Source organism: Glutamicibacter sp. BSL13 (assembly GCF_052928425.1).
In genome coordinates, this window is sequence record NZ_JAVGCZ010000026.1 from 1 (window position 1) to 16508 (window position 16508).

Annotated in this window: 13 protein-coding genes; 4 read left to right on the plus strand and 9 right to left on the minus strand. The window is 63.4% G+C overall.

The genetic code is table 11. The features are described from left to right. Positions 1 to 177: 177 nt before the first annotated feature. From dprA to RCJ92_RS06875, 3 genes are read right to left on the minus strand one after another with little or no spacing between them, the layout of a single operon-like run. On the minus strand, positions 178 to 1410 hold the full coding sequence (gene dprA, locus RCJ92_RS06865; RefSeq protein WP_446754141.1) for a DNA-processing protein DprA: 1233 nt from the start codon (positions 1408 to 1410) through the stop codon (positions 178 to 180). Continuing rightward, complete coding sequence (locus RCJ92_RS06870; RefSeq protein WP_446754142.1) at positions 1407 to 2942, minus strand: YifB family Mg chelatase-like AAA ATPase; 1536 nt, start codon at positions 2940 to 2942, stop codon at positions 1407 to 1409. Before RCJ92_RS06870 ends, dprA begins: the two co-directional genes overlap by 4 nt. Continuing rightward, complete coding sequence (locus RCJ92_RS06875; protein ID WP_446754143.1) at positions 2939 to 3298, minus strand: YraN family protein; 360 nt, start codon at positions 3296 to 3298, stop codon at positions 2939 to 2941. Before RCJ92_RS06875 ends, RCJ92_RS06870 begins: the two co-directional genes overlap by 4 nt. A 428-nt stretch (positions 3299 to 3726) precedes the next feature. Here RCJ92_RS06875 and RCJ92_RS06880 point away from each other — a divergent pair, with 428 nt between their 5' ends. The 3 genes from RCJ92_RS06880 (at position 3727) to RCJ92_RS06890 (ending at position 6918) form a co-directional block, all read left to right on the plus strand. Beyond that, positions 3727 to 4995, plus strand: a complete 1269-nt coding sequence (locus tag RCJ92_RS06880) for a quaternary amine ABC transporter ATP-binding protein (protein WP_054821561.1) — start codon at positions 3727 to 3729, stop codon at positions 4993 to 4995. Then, a complete protein-coding gene (locus tag RCJ92_RS06885; protein ID WP_360027515.1) occupies positions 4995 to 5888 on the plus strand; it encodes an ABC transporter permease in 894 nt (297 codons plus the stop codon). Before RCJ92_RS06880 ends, RCJ92_RS06885 begins: the two co-directional genes overlap by 1 nt. Before the next feature lie 142 nt (positions 5889 to 6030). Next, on the plus strand, positions 6031 to 6918 hold the full coding sequence (locus RCJ92_RS06890) for a glycine betaine ABC transporter substrate-binding protein (RefSeq protein WP_342773595.1): 888 nt from the start codon (positions 6031 to 6033) through the stop codon (positions 6916 to 6918). 128 nt (positions 6919 to 7046) lie between these two features. On the opposite strand, the gene RCJ92_RS06895 is transcribed toward RCJ92_RS06890, so the two are convergent. The 4 genes from RCJ92_RS06895 to lepB form a co-directional block, all read right to left on the minus strand. Continuing rightward, positions 7047 to 7904: a hypothetical protein gene (locus RCJ92_RS06895; protein ID WP_446754144.1), complete on the minus strand. Its 858-nt coding sequence runs from the start codon at positions 7902 to 7904 to the stop codon at positions 7047 to 7049. A gap of 257 nt (positions 7905 to 8161) precedes the next feature. Then, positions 8162 to 8482, minus strand: coding sequence for a DUF2469 domain-containing protein (locus tag RCJ92_RS06900; RefSeq protein WP_054821428.1), 321 nt, complete (start codon positions 8480 to 8482; stop codon positions 8162 to 8164). Continuing rightward, on the minus strand, positions 8482 to 9210 hold the full coding sequence (locus RCJ92_RS06905) for a ribonuclease HII (protein ID WP_446754145.1): 729 nt from the start codon (positions 9208 to 9210) through the stop codon (positions 8482 to 8484). Before RCJ92_RS06905 ends, RCJ92_RS06900 begins: the two co-directional genes overlap by 1 nt. Before the next feature lie 230 nt (positions 9211 to 9440). Beyond that, entirely contained in the window at positions 9441 to 10145 is a 705-nt protein-coding gene (gene lepB / locus RCJ92_RS06910) for a signal peptidase I (RefSeq protein ID WP_246049815.1), read from the minus strand. A 630-nt stretch (positions 10146 to 10775) separates the two neighbouring features. Here lepB and RCJ92_RS06915 point away from each other — a divergent pair. Beyond that, positions 10776 to 13433, plus strand: coding sequence for an AAA family ATPase (locus tag RCJ92_RS06915; RefSeq protein WP_446754146.1), 2658 nt, complete (start codon positions 10776 to 10778; stop codon positions 13431 to 13433). Positions 13434 to 13463: 30 nt separating this feature from the next. Here the strand turns inward: RCJ92_RS06915 and RCJ92_RS06920 are convergent, their stop codons facing one another. After that, positions 13464 to 14015 carry a hypothetical protein gene (locus RCJ92_RS06920; protein WP_446754147.1) on the minus strand — a complete coding sequence of 184 codons (552 nt, stop codon included), beginning with the start codon at positions 14013 to 14015 and terminating at the stop codon, positions 13464 to 13466. Positions 14016 to 14197: 182 nt separating this feature from the next. Further along, positions 14198 to 16363, minus strand: a complete 2166-nt coding sequence (locus tag RCJ92_RS06925; protein ID WP_446754148.1) for a S1 family peptidase — start codon at positions 16361 to 16363, stop codon at positions 14198 to 14200. Positions 16364 to 16508 lie beyond the last annotated feature (145 nt).

Consider the following 16508-nt stretch of genomic DNA (forward strand, 5'->3'; position numbering starts at 1 on the left):
GTCGTCATGCGGTAACCAACCCGCGGATATCAGATTCGACCACGTCGTCGCTGAATAACAGCACGAGTCATGAACCGGCCTGAAGGTCGGGGCTCCCGGGGAACGGCAAGGCGACCACGCGCCCATTTGGATGCGGGGTCGCCTTGTTCTGCCTATCTTGACAAAGCCAGCAACATATCAGGCGCCTATTCGTTTCCATCCGAATCCTTCCTGTCGGGCCTGCCCACGACCCTCCAGAATGCTCAGCGCCCGGATGGTGTCGATCGCCGGCAGCCCGCTGAGGGCACAGAGTTCATCAACCAGCTTGGCCCCGCGGCGCGGCAACACGTCCAGGATGAGGTTCTGCGGCCCGTTTAGCCCGTCGGTGGCTCGGGCCGGTTCTTCATTTGCCGCCCCTGTCCTGGCTGTTACGGATAAGGCGGGCAGCAGTTCTAGGGCGTCCTCCACATTGGTGACCAGCCCGGCTTCACCGGCGCGAATCAGCCGGTGCGTGCCAACGGAGTTGGGTGAGAACACGCTGCCGGGCAGTGCGGCAACCTCCCGGCCAAGATCCACCGCCTGGCGCGCGGTGTTCAGGGCCCCGGAGCGGAAGCGGGCTTCGATGACCACCACCAATTGCGCGAATCCTGCGATCAGGCGGTTGCGGTTCAGGAACCTGAAACGGGTGGGCGCCGTACCCGGCGGCACCTCAGAAAGCAGCAGGCCTCGGTCGATGATGGTGCGCAGCAGATTGTGATTGCCGCTGGGGTAGAGGCGATCCAGTCCCCCGGCCAGGATGGCGATCGTGGATGGGGATTCCGCAGACGCTTCCTCGACCTGCAGCGCCGCGCGGTGGGCGCAGACGTCAATCCCATAGGCGCCGCCGCTGATGATGGTGGCTCCGGCCTGCCGCAGCCCGGTGGCCAGCTGGCTGGTGGCCTGGTTCCCGTAGTCGCTGCTGTCCCGGGAGCCCACGATGGCAACGCTGGTTTCCAGGTCTTGGGTCATCAGCAACTCCGGGTTCTTCGCACGCCACCACAGGCAGATCGGCGCCCCGAAACCCAGGTCGTTGAGTTGGGCCGGCCAGCCGGGATCGGCAGGAAGGATCAGTCCCCCATTGTTGCGGCGCATCAGTTCCAGCTGGGAGTCGGCCGCTGGCAGATAGGGCAGGCGCTTGCGCCAGCGTCGTAGCGCCGAGGTGAAGCTGAAGCTGTGGTCGCTGTGGGTGCTGATGCCCAGGGCCTGGTGGACCCGGGATTCCAGATCTTTCGGGTACCAGTCCTGCCGACGGATCAGTTCCAGAGCTTCACCGGCGTCGAGCAGGCTCAGCAGCGCCCCGGCAATGTGGTCGTTGGCTTCGATGAGAAAGCTGAGGTCGGTGTAGCGGCGTTCGGCGGCCGCATCGTGCTCGGCGTACATGGCTGGGCTCAACTTTCTATTTTCTGTCGCAGGTGTACGGCAAGTTCAAGGTCATCGACCGTGGGAGTCGCCCCGCCTTCGAGGTCGTTGATGCTCCAGGCCACGCGCAGCACGCGGTCCATCCCCCGTGCCGAGAGTTGGGCGCGGGTGGCCAGCTGCTCCAGACGCTCGCGCACCTGCCGGTGGTAGGGCAGCTGGTGGCGCAGGATCTCGGAGGGGATGGCGGCATTCGTGCGGATGTTCCACGGCGCCAGGCGTTGGGCACAGCGTTCCCGGGCAGCGAGCACGCGTTGCCGGACCTGGGCGCTGGATTCGTTGCGTTGTTTGCCCAGCAGGGTCGCGGCCGGGACCGGGTTCAGCTGCAGCTGCAGGTCGATGCGGTCCAGGATGGGACCGGAGAGCCGACTGAAGTAGCGGCGGCGCTGCATGCAGGTGCAGGTGCAGGCCAGTCCCGTCCCGTAATTGCGGCCGCAGGGGCAGGGGTTGGCGGCCAGCAGCAGCTGGAACCGGGCCGGCAGCTGGGCATGAAGTATGGCCCGGGCGATGTTCACGTATCCGTCCTCCAGCGGTTGGCGCAGCGCGTCCAGCACGCCGGAGGGAAATTCGGGAGCCTCATCCAGGAACAAGACACCGCGGTGGGCGCGGGTCACGGCTCCCACGTGGATGTTCCTAGTCCCACCGCCGAGTAGGGAGACGGTGGATGCGGTGTGGTGCGGGGCAATAAACGGTGGCGTGTGCTGCAGGGAGGTGAACTCGTTGCCGGCCTGCTCGGTGATGGAGCGGATCGCGGTGGCTTCCAGCGCCGCCGCATCATCCAGCGGCGGGAGGATGCCGGGCAGGCACCGGGCCAGCAGGGTCTTGCCCACGCCGGCCGGTCCTGTCATCAGCAGGTGGTGCCCGCCCACGGCCGCCAGCTCCAGGGCCACGCGGGCCTCCTGCTGGCCATTGACTTCGCCCAGGTCCGGGACGGTGGGTGCGGCCGGTACGGTAAGCGCCTGGCTCGGCTGGTGCCGGGCGCGGACCGAAAGGTGCTTGGCCGGGGCGCCGAAGCGTTCAAGCACCTGGCCCAGGTGTTCGGCGCAGTCCACGGTGGCCCCGGGAACCAGCCGCGCCTCGGCCGCGTTCTGTCGTGCCACCCAGAAGCGCGTGGCACCGGCGGCCATGGCCAGGCGCACCGCGGGCAGGATGCCCGGGACGGGTCGCAGGGTCCCATCCAGTCCGAGTTCGGCCAGGTATACGGTGTGCGGGCAGGCGCTGATCTGCCGGTCGGCGCTCAGCGCGGCCAGCACGATGGCCAGGTCGAAGCCGGAGCCCTGCTTGTGCATGGTCGCCGGGGACAGGTTCACGGTCAGTTTCCGGTTGGCCAGTGCGATGCCGGTGTTGCGGGCCGCGGCCTTGATCCGTTCGCGGGCCTCGCGCAGCGCCGCATCGGGCAGCCCCAGGATCACGAAGCCCGGGATGCCGTTGCCCAGATCCGCCTCGACCTCCACCATTGCGCCGCCCAGCCCGGCCAGGGCCACGCAGCGCGTGCGTGCCAGCGTCATGACGCCACCCGCTGGTGGTGCTCGATCCGCCAGCCGCCGGATTCGGGGTAAATGCAGATCACATCCACCCTTAGTTCGGGCAACCATATTCGCTTTTCCCTCGACCATTCGAGCAATAGGCGCTGGATTCGCTCGTACTTTTGCCGGGAAATTGCGTCAAAAGCGCTGCCGAATTTCTCGTTGGTTCGAGTTTTGACTTCGATGGCCATTATGTGTCCACCGCTTCGGGTCACCAGGTCCAATTCGCCCCGCTTACAGCGCCAATTCCGCGCCACGACCTCGTGGCCCCGGCTGGCCAAAAAGGCCGCTGCAATGCTCTCCCCGCGCACCCCCAGCCGCTGGTTGTGGTTGTCCATGTCTGCCCCCTGCCGGTGAAGTGGGAAACCATGTGACCAGTATGTGCGTGGGTACCCTCCCCCGATTGCGAAGGCAACCGCTTGTGGATAGTGATCCATAACATTTCCATAACAACCTCTTTTGCCGCGTCATTCTGCGGAAAAGCGTGCTTACACTTGGACATATTTCGAGGGGAATGGTGCCGGTCAAAGTGTGCTTTTTCGTTTGATCTTGTTACGCTCGGTTATTGGCGGCGACGCGTCCGACACGACCGCCAGCAAGGAAACCAAGGGCCATACGCGGTCCAGAAGTTACTGATTTGGGCCGCGTCAGTCAGGATGAACACTCGCATTTTTCAGTTCCGCCGGGCACGTTGTCGGGCGCCAAAATCCTGCGGCCCGCTACCAGCCCGTGACGCCTGATGGGCGCCAGGCGGGCAGTGGAGAACATGACCACCAATATCGCCGTGAAGGTCGAGAACCTGTACAAGGTCTTCGGCCGTAAACCGAAAGAAGCGGTCAAAAAGCTTAAAGCTGGCTCGACGAGGGACCAATTGCCCTCCCACACGACCGCAGCTGTCATCGATGCCTCCTTCGAAGTCAAGGAAGGCGAAATCTTTGTTGTCATGGGCCTTTCGGGCTCCGGCAAATCGACTCTGATCCGCACCCTGAACGGCCTGTGGGATGCCACCGACGGCACCGTTAGCCTGGGCGGGGACAAGATCACCGGGATTTCAGCCAAGCACCTGCGTGAGGTGCGCCGCAAGCGGGTCTCGATGGTCTTCCAGCACTTCGCGCTGCTGCCGCACCGCACCGTGCTGGAGAACGTGGCCTACCCGCTGGAACAGCAGGGCGTGGGCAAGAGCGAACGCTTGGCCTCGGCCGCGAAGATGCTGAAGATGGTGGGCCTGGATGGCTGGGGCGAGAAGATGCCCTCGGAGCTTTCCGGCGGCATGCAGCAGCGTGTGGGCATCGCCCGCGCACTGGCGGCCGACACCGACCTGCTGCTGATGGACGAGGCCTTCTCGGCCCTGGACCCGTTGATCCGCCGCGAAATGCAGGAACAGCTGGTCGAGCTGCAGGCCACCTTGAACAAGACCATCGTGTTCATCACCCACGACCTGAACGAGGCCATGTTCCTCGGGGACCGGATCGCGGTGATGCGCGACGGGCAGATCGTGCAGGTGGGCACCCCGGAGGAGATCCTCACCGACCCGGCCAACGACTACGTGGCCCAGTTCGTGCAGGACGTGGACCGCGCCCGGGTGCTGACCGCCTCCTCGGTGATGGAGCCGACCCGCGCGGTGATCCAGGCCAACGCCGGACCGCGTTCGGCGCTGCGCACCATGCGCGACCAGTTCCTCTCCGCCGCGATCGTCACCGGCCGGGACCGGAAGGTGCTGGGGATGATCACCGATCGTGATGCGCTCAAGCTGGTGCGCGCCGGGGAAAGCTCGATCGAGGCCAAGATCCAGAAGCTGGAGACCGTGGACCGGGACACCCCGCTGGTGGACCTGTTCGTCCCCTCGGTCGAATCCCGACTGCCGGTGGCGGTCACCGACGCCGAGCACCGGCTGCTCGGGGTGATCCCGCGGGTGACCCTGCTGGCCGCCCTGGCCCAGACCAACCCGCCCACCGAGGAGATGACGATCCTGGACAAGCCGCTGCCCAGCGATGTGGTTGAACAAGCGCTGATGAGCAGCCCGGAGGTGAACTAGTGGAATTCCGTATCCCCATCGGAGACGTGGCCGAGGACGGCGTTGACTGGATCGTGAAGAACCTGGACGGACTGTTCCGGGTACTGCGCGCGATCTTCGTGGAAATGTATGACGCGGTGGAAGTGGTGCTCTCCACTCCCCCGTTCTGGGTCATCACCATCATCGTGGCGCTGATCGCGCTGCTGGCCCGCGGCTGGCAGTTCATGCTCGGCTCGGTGATCGGGCTGCTGCTGATCGTGGCCATGGACCAGTGGTCCAACGCCATGGTCACCCTGGCCCTGGTGCTGGTGGCCACGTTCTGGGCGCTGGTGATCGCACTGCCGCTGGGCATCTGGGCGGCCAAGTCCCACGCGTTCTCCAACGTGATCCGCCCGGTGCTGGACTTCCTGCAGACCATGCCGGCGTTCGTGTACCTGATCCCGGCGCTGATGCTCTTCCGCGTCGGGGTGGCCCCGGGCATCGTGGCCACCATCATCTTCGCCCTGGCCCCGGGCGTGCGCTTCACCGAACTGGGCATCCGCTCGGTGGACAAGGAAGTGGTGGAGGCCGGGCAGGCCTTCGGCTCCTCCCCCGGGCGCATCATGCGCCAGATCGAGTTGCCCTTGGCGCTGCCGACCATCATGGCCGGGGTCAACCAGGTCATCATGCTGGCCCTGTCCATGGTCGTGATCGCCGGCATGGTCGGCGCCGGCGGCCTGGGTGGTGACGTGATCGCCTCGCTCTCCCGCCTGGATACCGCCCTGGGCGTCGAGGCCGGGCTGGCCGTGGTGATCCTGGCGATGATCCTGGACCGGCTGACCAACGCGTTCGGCAAGCGCTCGGGCCTGTTCGCCCTGCTGATGAAGAAGCGCAAGGCGGCCAAGACCGCCAGGCAGCAGGAGCTGGCCGCCTAAGGGCACCAGGCACTGCAGCTTTGACCTGTACTGAAGAACTGACCGGCGGGATCCGGCCACACACCGATCCCGCCGCGGGCACCGGCAACGGTGCCGGTGGCGCTGCGGAAAGACCGCTGCGCCACGGAAAGGGATAACACTCATGATGAAGAATCGTCTGCTGAAGTTCGGCGCCCTCACCGCCGCGGCCGCCCTGTCACTGACCGCCTGCGGCAGCGACGGCGAGAACCAGGCCGAGGGCAATGACAAGGAACTGACCATCGCCGTGTTCAACGGCTGGGATGAGGGCATCGCCACCAGTGAGCTGTGGAAGGCGGTGCTGGAGGAGAAGGGCTACGACGTGAAGCTGGAGTACTCGGACGTCGCGCCGCTGTTCACCGGCCTGTCCCAGGGCGACTACGATCTGACCACCGACGTGTGGCTGCCGGTGACCCACAAGGACTACATCGACAAGTTCGGTGACCAGATCGAGGACCTGGGCGCCTGGAACGAGGAGTCGAAGCTGACCGTGGCGGTCAACAAGGACTCGGAGATCAACTCCCTGGAGGAGCTGGCCGATAACGCCGACAAGTTCGGCAACAAGATCGTGGGCATTGAATCCGGCGCCGGGCTGACCAAGACCATGGAATCCTCGGTGATCCCGGAGTACGGCCTGGAGGGCATGGACTTCACCACCAGCTCCACCTCCGCGATGCTGGCCGAGCTGAAGACCGCCACCGATGCGAAGGAAGACGTGGTCGTCACCCTCTGGGAGCCGCACTGGGCCTACGCCTCCTTCCCGATCAAAAACCTGGAAGACCCCAAGGGTGCGCTGGGCGGCACCGAGTCGCTGCACACCTACGCGCGTGATGGCTTCTCCGAGGACCATGCCGAGGTCGCCAAGTGGATGGGCGACTTCAAGATGGACCTGGACAAGCTCTACGACCTGGAGAACCTGTTGTTCGTGGAGAACGACACCGATGACTACCAGCCGCTGGTCAAGCAGTGGATGGAAGACAACAAGGACTACGTTGAGGGCATGACCTCCTAGTAGCCCCCGGATCGGCAGATCCAGCGCGGCCGTTGCCGGCCGCAGCTTAAAGCACGCCACGGTCGTTGCCAGGCCCCCGCACGGGGTTCATGGCAGCGACCGTGGCGTTTAACCGAAGCGGAAACCGGCTAGAACTTCGCTGGCTTCGGCTTCGCGTCGGTGGCACCGTTGACCAGGGTGGCCCCGTGCAGGCCGGTGTCCTGCTCGGTCTTGCTGAAATGCACCCCGTACTCCAGTTCCATGGGCTTGGCGTACCGCTTGCCGTCCTTGGTCAGCTTCCATTCGAAGCTGGCCACCACGTTGACGGTGGCCCCGTTGATCTCGGCGGTGTTCCCGTCCTCCAGCACCTCGCCCTTGTCGTAGGAGTGGGCGGACTTGATCTTCACCGTGGGGTTCAGCATGCGGCTGGATCCGGCGTCCTGGTAGGGCTGGTAGCCGGAAAAGTTGTTCGCCTTCGCATCGCTCCATACCAGGAACGGGTTCTGCTTGATGGGTTGCGCGAACACGGCGGCCAGCGTCTGCTTCGCCCCCTCCCCCTGGGCGAGCTGGCTGAACTGCGCGCTCATCTGCTCGACCTGGCGGTCAATGTCCGCCGCGCTGCCGCCCAGGGCAGGGCCGGAGAGGATCTGGGAGTAGACAAAGTCCACGGCCTGCACCTGCAGCTGCGCCATCTGCTTTTCACTCCAGGCCTCGCCCACGGCCGCCCACTTCGGCGCCTCGTAGCTGGCCAGCGACGAGTCCGGGTCCGCGCCGAGGATGATGTATTTGCCCTGCGCGTTCGTCCCCGGCTGCTTGTACACCAGCCCCTCGCCCAGGTGGTCGGGGTTCGCCTCGCGGACCCGCTCAATGGCCTCATTCTTCTGGCTTGCGGAGGCGGTGAAGGGTTCGGGTGTCTGGGTGTCCGCATTGGTTGCCGCGCAGCCGGAGAGCAGCAGGCCTCCGGCCATGGCCAATGCTGCGCCGCGGCGCAGTGGGCTGTTCTTCAATTGGTTCCCGTCCCCAGTTCGCTGGCGGTCGGCACCCCGGTCCGAAGTCCCGAGTCCGCCCGCACAAGTTTAATAAGGTTGAATTCTATCGCATGCGCAGGGTGACGCCGCGGGAACCAGTGGGTGGACGGGCACCCAACAGAGGGGGAAGACGCCAACGGCCCTGCGGTAAACCGGGGTGCAGCGGTGTGCTGCCCGGCCTGCCGAAGGGCCCAAGATCTCGCGGGGACAATTTTCCCCACGAGGAAGCGCTGAACCTACTGGTCCATCTCGTCCTTGGGGATCTGCAGTTCGTTGCGGTTCAGTTCCTCGATGTTCACGTCCTTGAAGGTCAGCACCTTCACCGACTTCACGAACCGGCCCTGGCGGTAGATGTCCCACACCCACGCGTCGGTCAGGCTCAGTTCGAAGTAGACTTCCCCGGCGTTGCTCAGGGTTTTGAGTTCAACCTGGTTCGCCAGGTAGAAGCGGCGCTCGGTTTCGACGACGTAGTTGAAGAGCGAGACCACGTCCTTGTATTCGCGGTAGAGCCGCAGTTCCAGGTCTGATTCGTAGTTTTCCAGATCTTCGCTCGCCATCAGTCTTTCCCACTTCCCATCGCTTCACTCTCGGTCTTTTTCGTTTCGGAAGTCAAGCGCCAGCTCATCCGGTGCAGGGCACACGGACCGTGCTCGGTGATCGCCGCCCGGTGGCTGGCGGTGGCGTACCCCTTGTTGACCTCCCACCCGTAGTGCGGGTGGGTTTGCGCGGCGGCGGTCATGATGCCGTCGCGTTCCACCTTGGCCAGGATGGAGGCCGCGGCGATCGCCTGGCAGGTCATGTCCCCCTTGATCAGGGTGCGCACCGGGATTTGCAGGCCGGAGGGCTCGGTGTCGGCCTCCAGCAGGTCAAACAGGTCGGCTTCCTTGGCCGAAAGCCAGTCGTAGCTGCCGTCCACCAGGGCCGCCTGGGCCTGGATGGCGCATTGGGCGGCGGCGCGGGTGCCGGCCAGCCGCAACGCGGCGGTGATGCCCAGCCGGTCGATTTCGCCCGGGGTGGCGTGCCCCACCCCGTGCCCTACGGCCCAGGAGCGGATGGCCTCGACCATGGATTCGCGCACCTGGGGTTCGAGCATTTTCGAGTCCCGCAGTTCTGGGTATTCGGTGACCGCTTCGATGTCGATGACCACCATTCCGACGCTGACCGGTCCTGCCAAGGAGCCGCGGCCGACCTCGTCCACGGCGCCAACGTACCGGTAGCTACCGCTTGCGGCCAGGGCCCGTTCATGCTCCAGGGTGGTGGGACTGCCTTTAGTTTTCCGTGGCACGAATTCGCCAGCTTCCTCTTTCGTGGTTTTGAGCCGTTAGCGGTCTGTGTCGATCACGATAGCGCACTTTCCGGTTCGCTGCCGTCACCCCACCGGACCCATCGGGTGACGACGGTGCGATCGGCGCCGGTCGCGCCAGGGCACAGCCTGAAATTAATACGCCTTTGCAACGCGACGGCGCGGGATCGCCGTGCTATGGAGGTAGATCAGCAAACGACCGAGCGCCGGGCTTATCGGGCAGGATCCGGCACGTTGTCAAAGACCTCGCGGTGCGAGTCGACTACGCCCCAGCGATCCATGGGCCAGGAGATGACCTGGGCCTTGCCCTGCACGGTTTCCATGTCCACGAATCCGCCCTCGGTGTCCATGTGGTAACGCGAGTCGGCGCTCGCACCGCGGTGATCACCCAGCACCCAGAGCTTGTTCTCCGGCACGGTCACCGAGAACGGGATGTCGCTGGGGTTATCCCCCGGGTATATATAAGGTTCGTCGATTTCCACGCCGTTAACCTTGATCCGCCCGTCGGCTGAGCAACACTCGACGGTGTCGCCGGGCATGCCAATGATTCGCTTGACCAGGTACTGTTCGCCCTGGTCCGGCAACAGGCCGATGAAGCTCAGCGCCTTGTCGAAACCGGACTGCTCGGTCTGGACCGGCGGCAGCCAGGCGTCATCGTCGCGAAACACCACCACGTCCCCGCGGTTCAGGTCGAAGGGGCCGGGAACCATCAGGTTCGCAAAAATCCGGTCGTCAATCTGCAGCGTGTTCTCCATCGACCCGGAAGGGATGAAGTAGGCTCGGAAGAAGAACGTCTTGATGATCAGGGACAGGCCGATGGCAATCACCAGGATGACAACGATCTCGCGCACCATGCGCCAGAGCTTCAACAGAAATCCTGCATCATTCGAGTTGGCTTCACCGGGTTCGGCGCTCACGTGTCCCCTTAGTTACGGCGTAATCTGCGTGCATTTCACAATATCGCATCGCAGGTGCTGCCGACCGCTGCGCCACGTGGCAACGAGGCTCCCCAGATCATTCCACCGCTGGTTCCGATGAAGGCGCGAGAATCTCGCTATTGAGCCACCAAGGAGAGAATCCTAAAAACGTCGGCACCGGATTCCGCTGAGGCGCGGAATCCGGCGGCAGCGATCCCCCATAAATCTCTGCCTAACACCCCGTCTCCAGCGCTGCGTTCCAGGAACTGACATGCAGCACAGAAGGCCGGGCGTGAGTCCGACCTCTCCAGAGTCCTCCTGCTTGCCAATCCTGGCTAGTACCTGCAATGAAGGATTGGGGAGAACCCCAACACCCCAAAGGGAGCGAGTGCGCATGCGCTTGCTTTCCATCGGTGCTTCACGACAAGGGCTGCGTCGCAGGCCGAAAGATGCATTCGTCTATACTTGTTGACTAAAGGCGCGTGTGGTGGCTGGGGAGCCAACCGAGCAAGAGACAGTACGACCTTGAAAATCTTGGGGGCAATCTGGTGAAACCAGAGGCAACGACGACCAGCTGCGTGCACGGGACGAACTCGTCGCCGCGTTTGGGGTGGGATCAGGAGGCGCAGCATGCGTAGCCGCCGAAATCTGCTGAACACTCTCCTATCCAAGGCCACCGGCTCCCGTGAAGTGGCACTGGTGGTATCCGGCGCCTCCGGAGCCGGCAAGAGTTGGCTGCTGCGTCAGCTGCAGCACGAGTTGGGGGCTCACCCGCACGTGCTGCTGCGGATCAGCCCCATGGAAACAAACTGGCCGTTGTCCTCACTGATCAAGCTGCTCTCCGAGCTGGACCTGGCCGAACCCCTGGCCCTGGACCATTTCCTGCCTCAATCGCCGGGGCAGGGTGTGGATTCCTACGCGGTCGCCCGGCACCTGCACGCCAAGCTTCCCGCCCTGGTCACCCCCGGCACGGTAATCCTGCTCGATGATGTGGATCTGATGGACGGAGCCAGTCTAGAAGCGCTGGGATTCATGAGCACCTGGCTGCAACGCAACCGGGCGAAGTTTATTGTCACCGTGGCCTCAGGACCCGTCCCCGAGCCCCTGGCCGGATGGGAGATCCTGAAATTGCGCGGGCTGACCGAGGCCGAATCGCTGGCCCTGGCCCGCGAAACCGCCGGGGTGGATGCCGACCCGGCCGTGCTTCATTTCACCACCACCACAAGCCGCGGCATGCCCGGGTCCATCATTGAACAACTGGAGAGGTTGCAGCGGCAGGCTCAGGCCGGCGAGTTGCCCCTGACCCTTCCCCTGCCGGTGGGCACCGAGCGCACCGGAAAACTCTCCAAGGTGGTTGCGCGGCTGGAAGAAGAACACCAGCAGGTGCTGACGCTGCTTGCCGCCGCCCCGGTCACCGAACGCGCCACGGTCCTGGCACTGAAGCCCGGGGCCGTCAGCTGCATTGATGAGCTCGAGCAGCGCGGATTCCTGGTCGGCGCGGACGGTCACGTGCAGATCTCGGACCCCGCCCTGCGGTCAACACTGTACTGGGGACTGAACTTGACCGAACGCCAGTCATTGCACCGGCAACTGCAGGAGCACGGTGAGGACCCCACCTTGAAGCTTTACCACCGCACGTATGTGGATCAGCTCGGGGTAACCGCCAGTGAGCTCGTTGCAGCGGCCGGGCAACTGGTGGAACAAGGACAAGTTGCCGCCGCCATCGAGGTGGCCGAGCGGGGGCTGCTGTTGCCGGTCACCGGTACGCACCTGCCCCAGGCACTGCATCACCTGGCCGAAATGCTCTGCCAACACCTGCAGCTGGAAGCAGCCCGCAGGTACGTGCGCTTCGGCCGCCGCTTGCCCCTGGACCCGGCAGCGTCACTGGCCTTGGCAACCTTGGACGTCCAGCTGTCCACCCTGAAGGGCCGCGTCACGGCCAGGAACCAGCACGCGGCGCTCATCAGCGAACTTGAGAACGTTGAACCACACGGCTGCGTTCGCCTGCTTGGCGCACTGGCCACTGAATACGCCCTGCGGGAGGATCATCAGCAAACCGAAAGCCTCACCGCCCAGGCCACTGCGCTGGTCTCACGCTTCCCCGACGCCAAGGGCCCTGAGTACGAAGCGGCGCAGTTGTTGTGCGCTGCCCTAAACCACGACCGGCAGCAGCTGATGGACCGGTTTCACCAGTTGCCGGTGGTCCCGAAGGAGCCGGGCGATGGGATTCTCATGCTGGCCCTCGGGGTTGGGCTGAGTACCACGGACTGCTTCCTGGAAGCCCGGGAGGTCTTTTCGCGGCTGGCTGCCGCCCCGGAAGATGCCAGCCCGCTGATGGAACGCTTGCTGTTGCTCCTGAACGCGGCCAACGCGATCCTGAATCAGAACTATCCCCGGGCCATGCAACTGGTGGAACGCTGGATCGCAGCCGATGGCCCGGCCTTGCTCAGCCCCATCCCCCAGCTAATCCAGGCCTGGTATTGGATGAACAAGAACCGCCCGGACATGGCCGAGTGGTACTTCCAGTCACTGGAACCACGGATCCTGGGCGAGAGTTCTCCGATGCTGCTCTCCCGGATCGCGATGATGGCCGGTGACCGGGGATTAATGACCGGGGATTATCCGGCAGCGGTGGAAGCCTACCGTCGAACGCTGCGGCTGCATCAGGGCCCGGGGAACCTGCGCTATGTCAGGGCTACCTGCGCACTGATTGAGGCCCTGGTGATGCTGGGGCGCACCGAAGAAGCCGTAGATGAGTATCGTTCACGGCAAGAGATCATGGCCGCCGTTCCTGGGCGGCGTCCGAAGCTGGCAATGCGCTGCGCCCAGGCGCTGGCCATGCAGGGCACGGCCTCCCTGACTCGCTTCCAGCAATTGCTCGATGACTGGACGGGTTCGGATAACACGTTTGAGTTGGCGCGCCTACGCCATTGCTTTGGTCAGCGGCTCCGCTCGATGGGCCGCACCCAGGCGGCAAGGGAGCATCTACAGGCAGCACGGGCCCTGTACCGCAGTCTTGGTGCTCGGGGGTGGATGGCGAACCTGGAGGACCTGGAAGCTCCAGTGGCAGCCACTTCCCCTAACACTCCCCTGACCCTGAGCCGTGAAGAGATTGCCGTGGTTCGGATGATCCACGACGGGTTGACCAACAAGGCCATCGCCAAGGAACTGTTCATCTCGGTCAGCGCCGTCGAGGCACGACTCACCAAGCTGTACCGACGTACGGGAACTCGCAACCGGCAGCAGTTGGCCGCCCGGTACGCAAGCGTTGCAGCGCCGCGGGCATAGCTCCACGGTCAGCGGTGTAGATTTTCGCCACTACCCCGCTGCCGGACTCGCGATCCCCGAGCTTGGGGTAAACGTCAGCTGGACGTCCCCCGCTGGCTGCTCCTGCTCCAGCATTTGCCTCACCTGGTCCAGGTGCTTGGAATCCACACGGAGAATCAGCCCACCGTCCTTGGCACTGATCGAGTACCCATGGATGGCGTTGGCGATTTCCGGCTCCTGCTTGGATTGCCAGCTCATGATCTCACCGATCGCATCCCGTAGTTGCTGCGAGCTGAAGTCGACCACTTCTGCGACAGCCCCGGCCTCTTCAATCTCCTGCGCCTTGGACTGATCACTAGTGGCGACGTGCAGCTCGTCGTTTTCGATCCAGCCTTGCACGTACGCGGCACCCAATGAAGATGAGAGTCGGTCGTTGAGGTTCAACAGCTGTTCATGATCCACGGCGCTCTCCGGTGTTTGCTGTTCTTCGGACGAGGAATTGCTTGGCGTGCTCGGCGCGCCACCGCTGCTGGCGCAGGCAGATAGCGCGAAAGTGAGCACCGCTGCGGTGCCAGCCACCTTGAGCCTTTGAAGTTTATTCATCCGGGTCTCTCACTTCTTTCTACCAAGGCCAAGGGGCCCGGTCTTCTGTCTTTGAGCCTAGTGAATGACGCGTGTAGCAAGCCAATAGATTGGTGAGTGTTAAATGGGAGGTGCCCCGGTTGAGCAACCGGGGCACCTCCCAATCGTTACTGTCGTCAGGCTTCCTGAATCACTTCCGGAAACTAGCCGTGTCGGTGGTTGGATCGACGCAGCAGCAACAAAAGGGCGCCAGTCAGGCCAAGACCGCCTGCGATGGCCAGCACAGGCATGGAAGTCGAGCCGGTGTCTGCCAGCGGATCTTTCTCCGGTTGCTCGGTTTGCTTCGGGGACTCGGACTTGGTGGGCTCCTCCGATGAGTCCTTGGTCGGTGACTGCGACGGGGAAGGACTCCGGGTGGCCTCATCCGACTCGGATGGGCTCTCGGTGGGTTCTTCCGTAGGCGTGGGCTCCTCGCTTGGTTCCGGAGCCACCAGCGTGTAATTGCCAGGCGTCAGCTCGGATTCGTTGAACTTGCCGCTCTTGGCCCGCAGTTCGAAAGCGAACTTTCCTTCAGTCTGCGGGGCCTTGAAGGAGAACGAACCGCGGGTGACCTTGACGGTGTCGATGACTTCACCGTCCACCAAAACCTCAACGTTGGCGTTGGGTCCGGGTTTGGCCACGGTACCGGAGATCGTGGAGCCGGGTTCAATCTCGCTGCCATTGCGCGGTGAAGTGACCTTCGGCGCGTTTACGAACAGTTTGATCTCGTAGTTCTTCACCGGGGTTTTCGCCGAGGCATCTGCCAAAGAGGTGTACATCGCGAGGTCGTCGTCGGTGAACTCCTTGCCGTCCTCGCCAGCTTGGTTGGCGCTGTTGATGCCCACCGCCCGGGCGCCGACAATGACGGCGCCGCCGGAGTCTCCTTGGTTTACCACGGAGAAATTCGGGTTTTCCGCGATGTACCCCGTGACCGGTCGAGCCCTTGCATCCTTGTCCTCGCTCCCGCCGACAAGGAAGATTCCTTCTTCGATAATGCGGGAACATGACCAGCCAGTGGTCCGTCCGACGCTGCACGCTTTGGCGCCTATGGAGGCAGTTCCCGAATCAGTGATTGCCAGTGTTTCGTCGCGTTCATCTTTGCCAGCTGGCCACTTTGAGACGGCAGGGTGAAGCCTAAGTTCTGGATTGATGTCCTCGATGACTGCAATATCAGTGCCTTGCTCCCATTTTTCAGCCACTGGGTTTATTCGGTCGACACCCTGATTATTTGGCAGACCGAATTGGTTGAAACCAAATGTTCCGAGCAAAGCGCCAAGATCCTCGATTTGCCCTGGAGCGGAATGCTCCACCACGGCGGTTAACTGCAGAGCTCCGTCTGAGGAGCAGTGACCGGCGGTAATAATGGCGTCCTCGCCGTTCTTGTCCCAAGCGTTGAAACCCATTGAGCACAAACCGGGCTCAGGCCCCCCGTCAGCGAAGGCCAGGTATCCCATGCCCCCATAAATGTCCTCGGTCGCGGCTGGCATTGCATGTGGCTGGTCTCCACCGTAAACCAACTCGACATTCGGTACGGCCTTGTCGAAACCTTCCAGGGTGGTGCCTGATTCAGCGGTCGCCAAAGATCGCGCCCCACGCCGCTGCTCGGTCTTGGCCGGTTCCGCCGCACGAATACGAATCGTTCCTTCGGCGGTCTTGGTCACAGAAGTCAGCCGCTTAAATTGCGAGGAATCCAGGTTCTGCTTCAGCGCAGCGAAGGTCTCCATCGGATCGGAGGGAATACCGGACTTGAGGACGACACTCTTCTCGCCCGAGTTTTCGTGCTTTTCCTTGTTCTCTGCTTGTTCGGTAGCAGTGACGGACGGACCGGGCTTGTTGGTCCGTTTTGGGCCGCTTGGCGTCCTCGATGCTCCCGTGGCCTTGTCGTCATTGTCAGACTCGTCTGATCCGGTAGACTTCGGCGCCGTGGACTTCGGGCTTTGCGCTGTGGCTTCCGCAACCGCTTCAATGTCCTTGGTTTTCTGGGTCTTAGCGATCACCCCGTTCGCGGCTTCCAGATTCACATCAGCTACTTGGACGACCACTACGCCTTCTTCGATGACCACGGTGGCGTCAATCTTCGCCACGGCTAAGGCCTTCTTCAGCTCGCCAGCGAGAACATTGGCTTCGGATTCTGCCACATACTGCTCCGGCGTCATCTTCAGATCGCGCTCAATGGCCTTGCTCAGGCCGGACGTGTCGACTGCGGCTTCAGAAGCAGATGAGGAGGCGGGGGTGTCGTTTGGTGCTTCTGTTGCGGAAGCAGGAAAGGCCAGGACGCTGCCACCTACCACCAGGGCGGTGGAGGCAACAGCGACGGCACCACGCTGCACGATCTTACGGTGAGGACTTGGCATAGAGGGTTCTCCCAGTTGGTGCGAAACCTGGCGGATCTAACTCAGCTGTTGATCACACGCAGGGCACAGGTGTGTTACCAAATCGAAACCCTATCCACAGGAGATAATCAGTTTCAAGGCA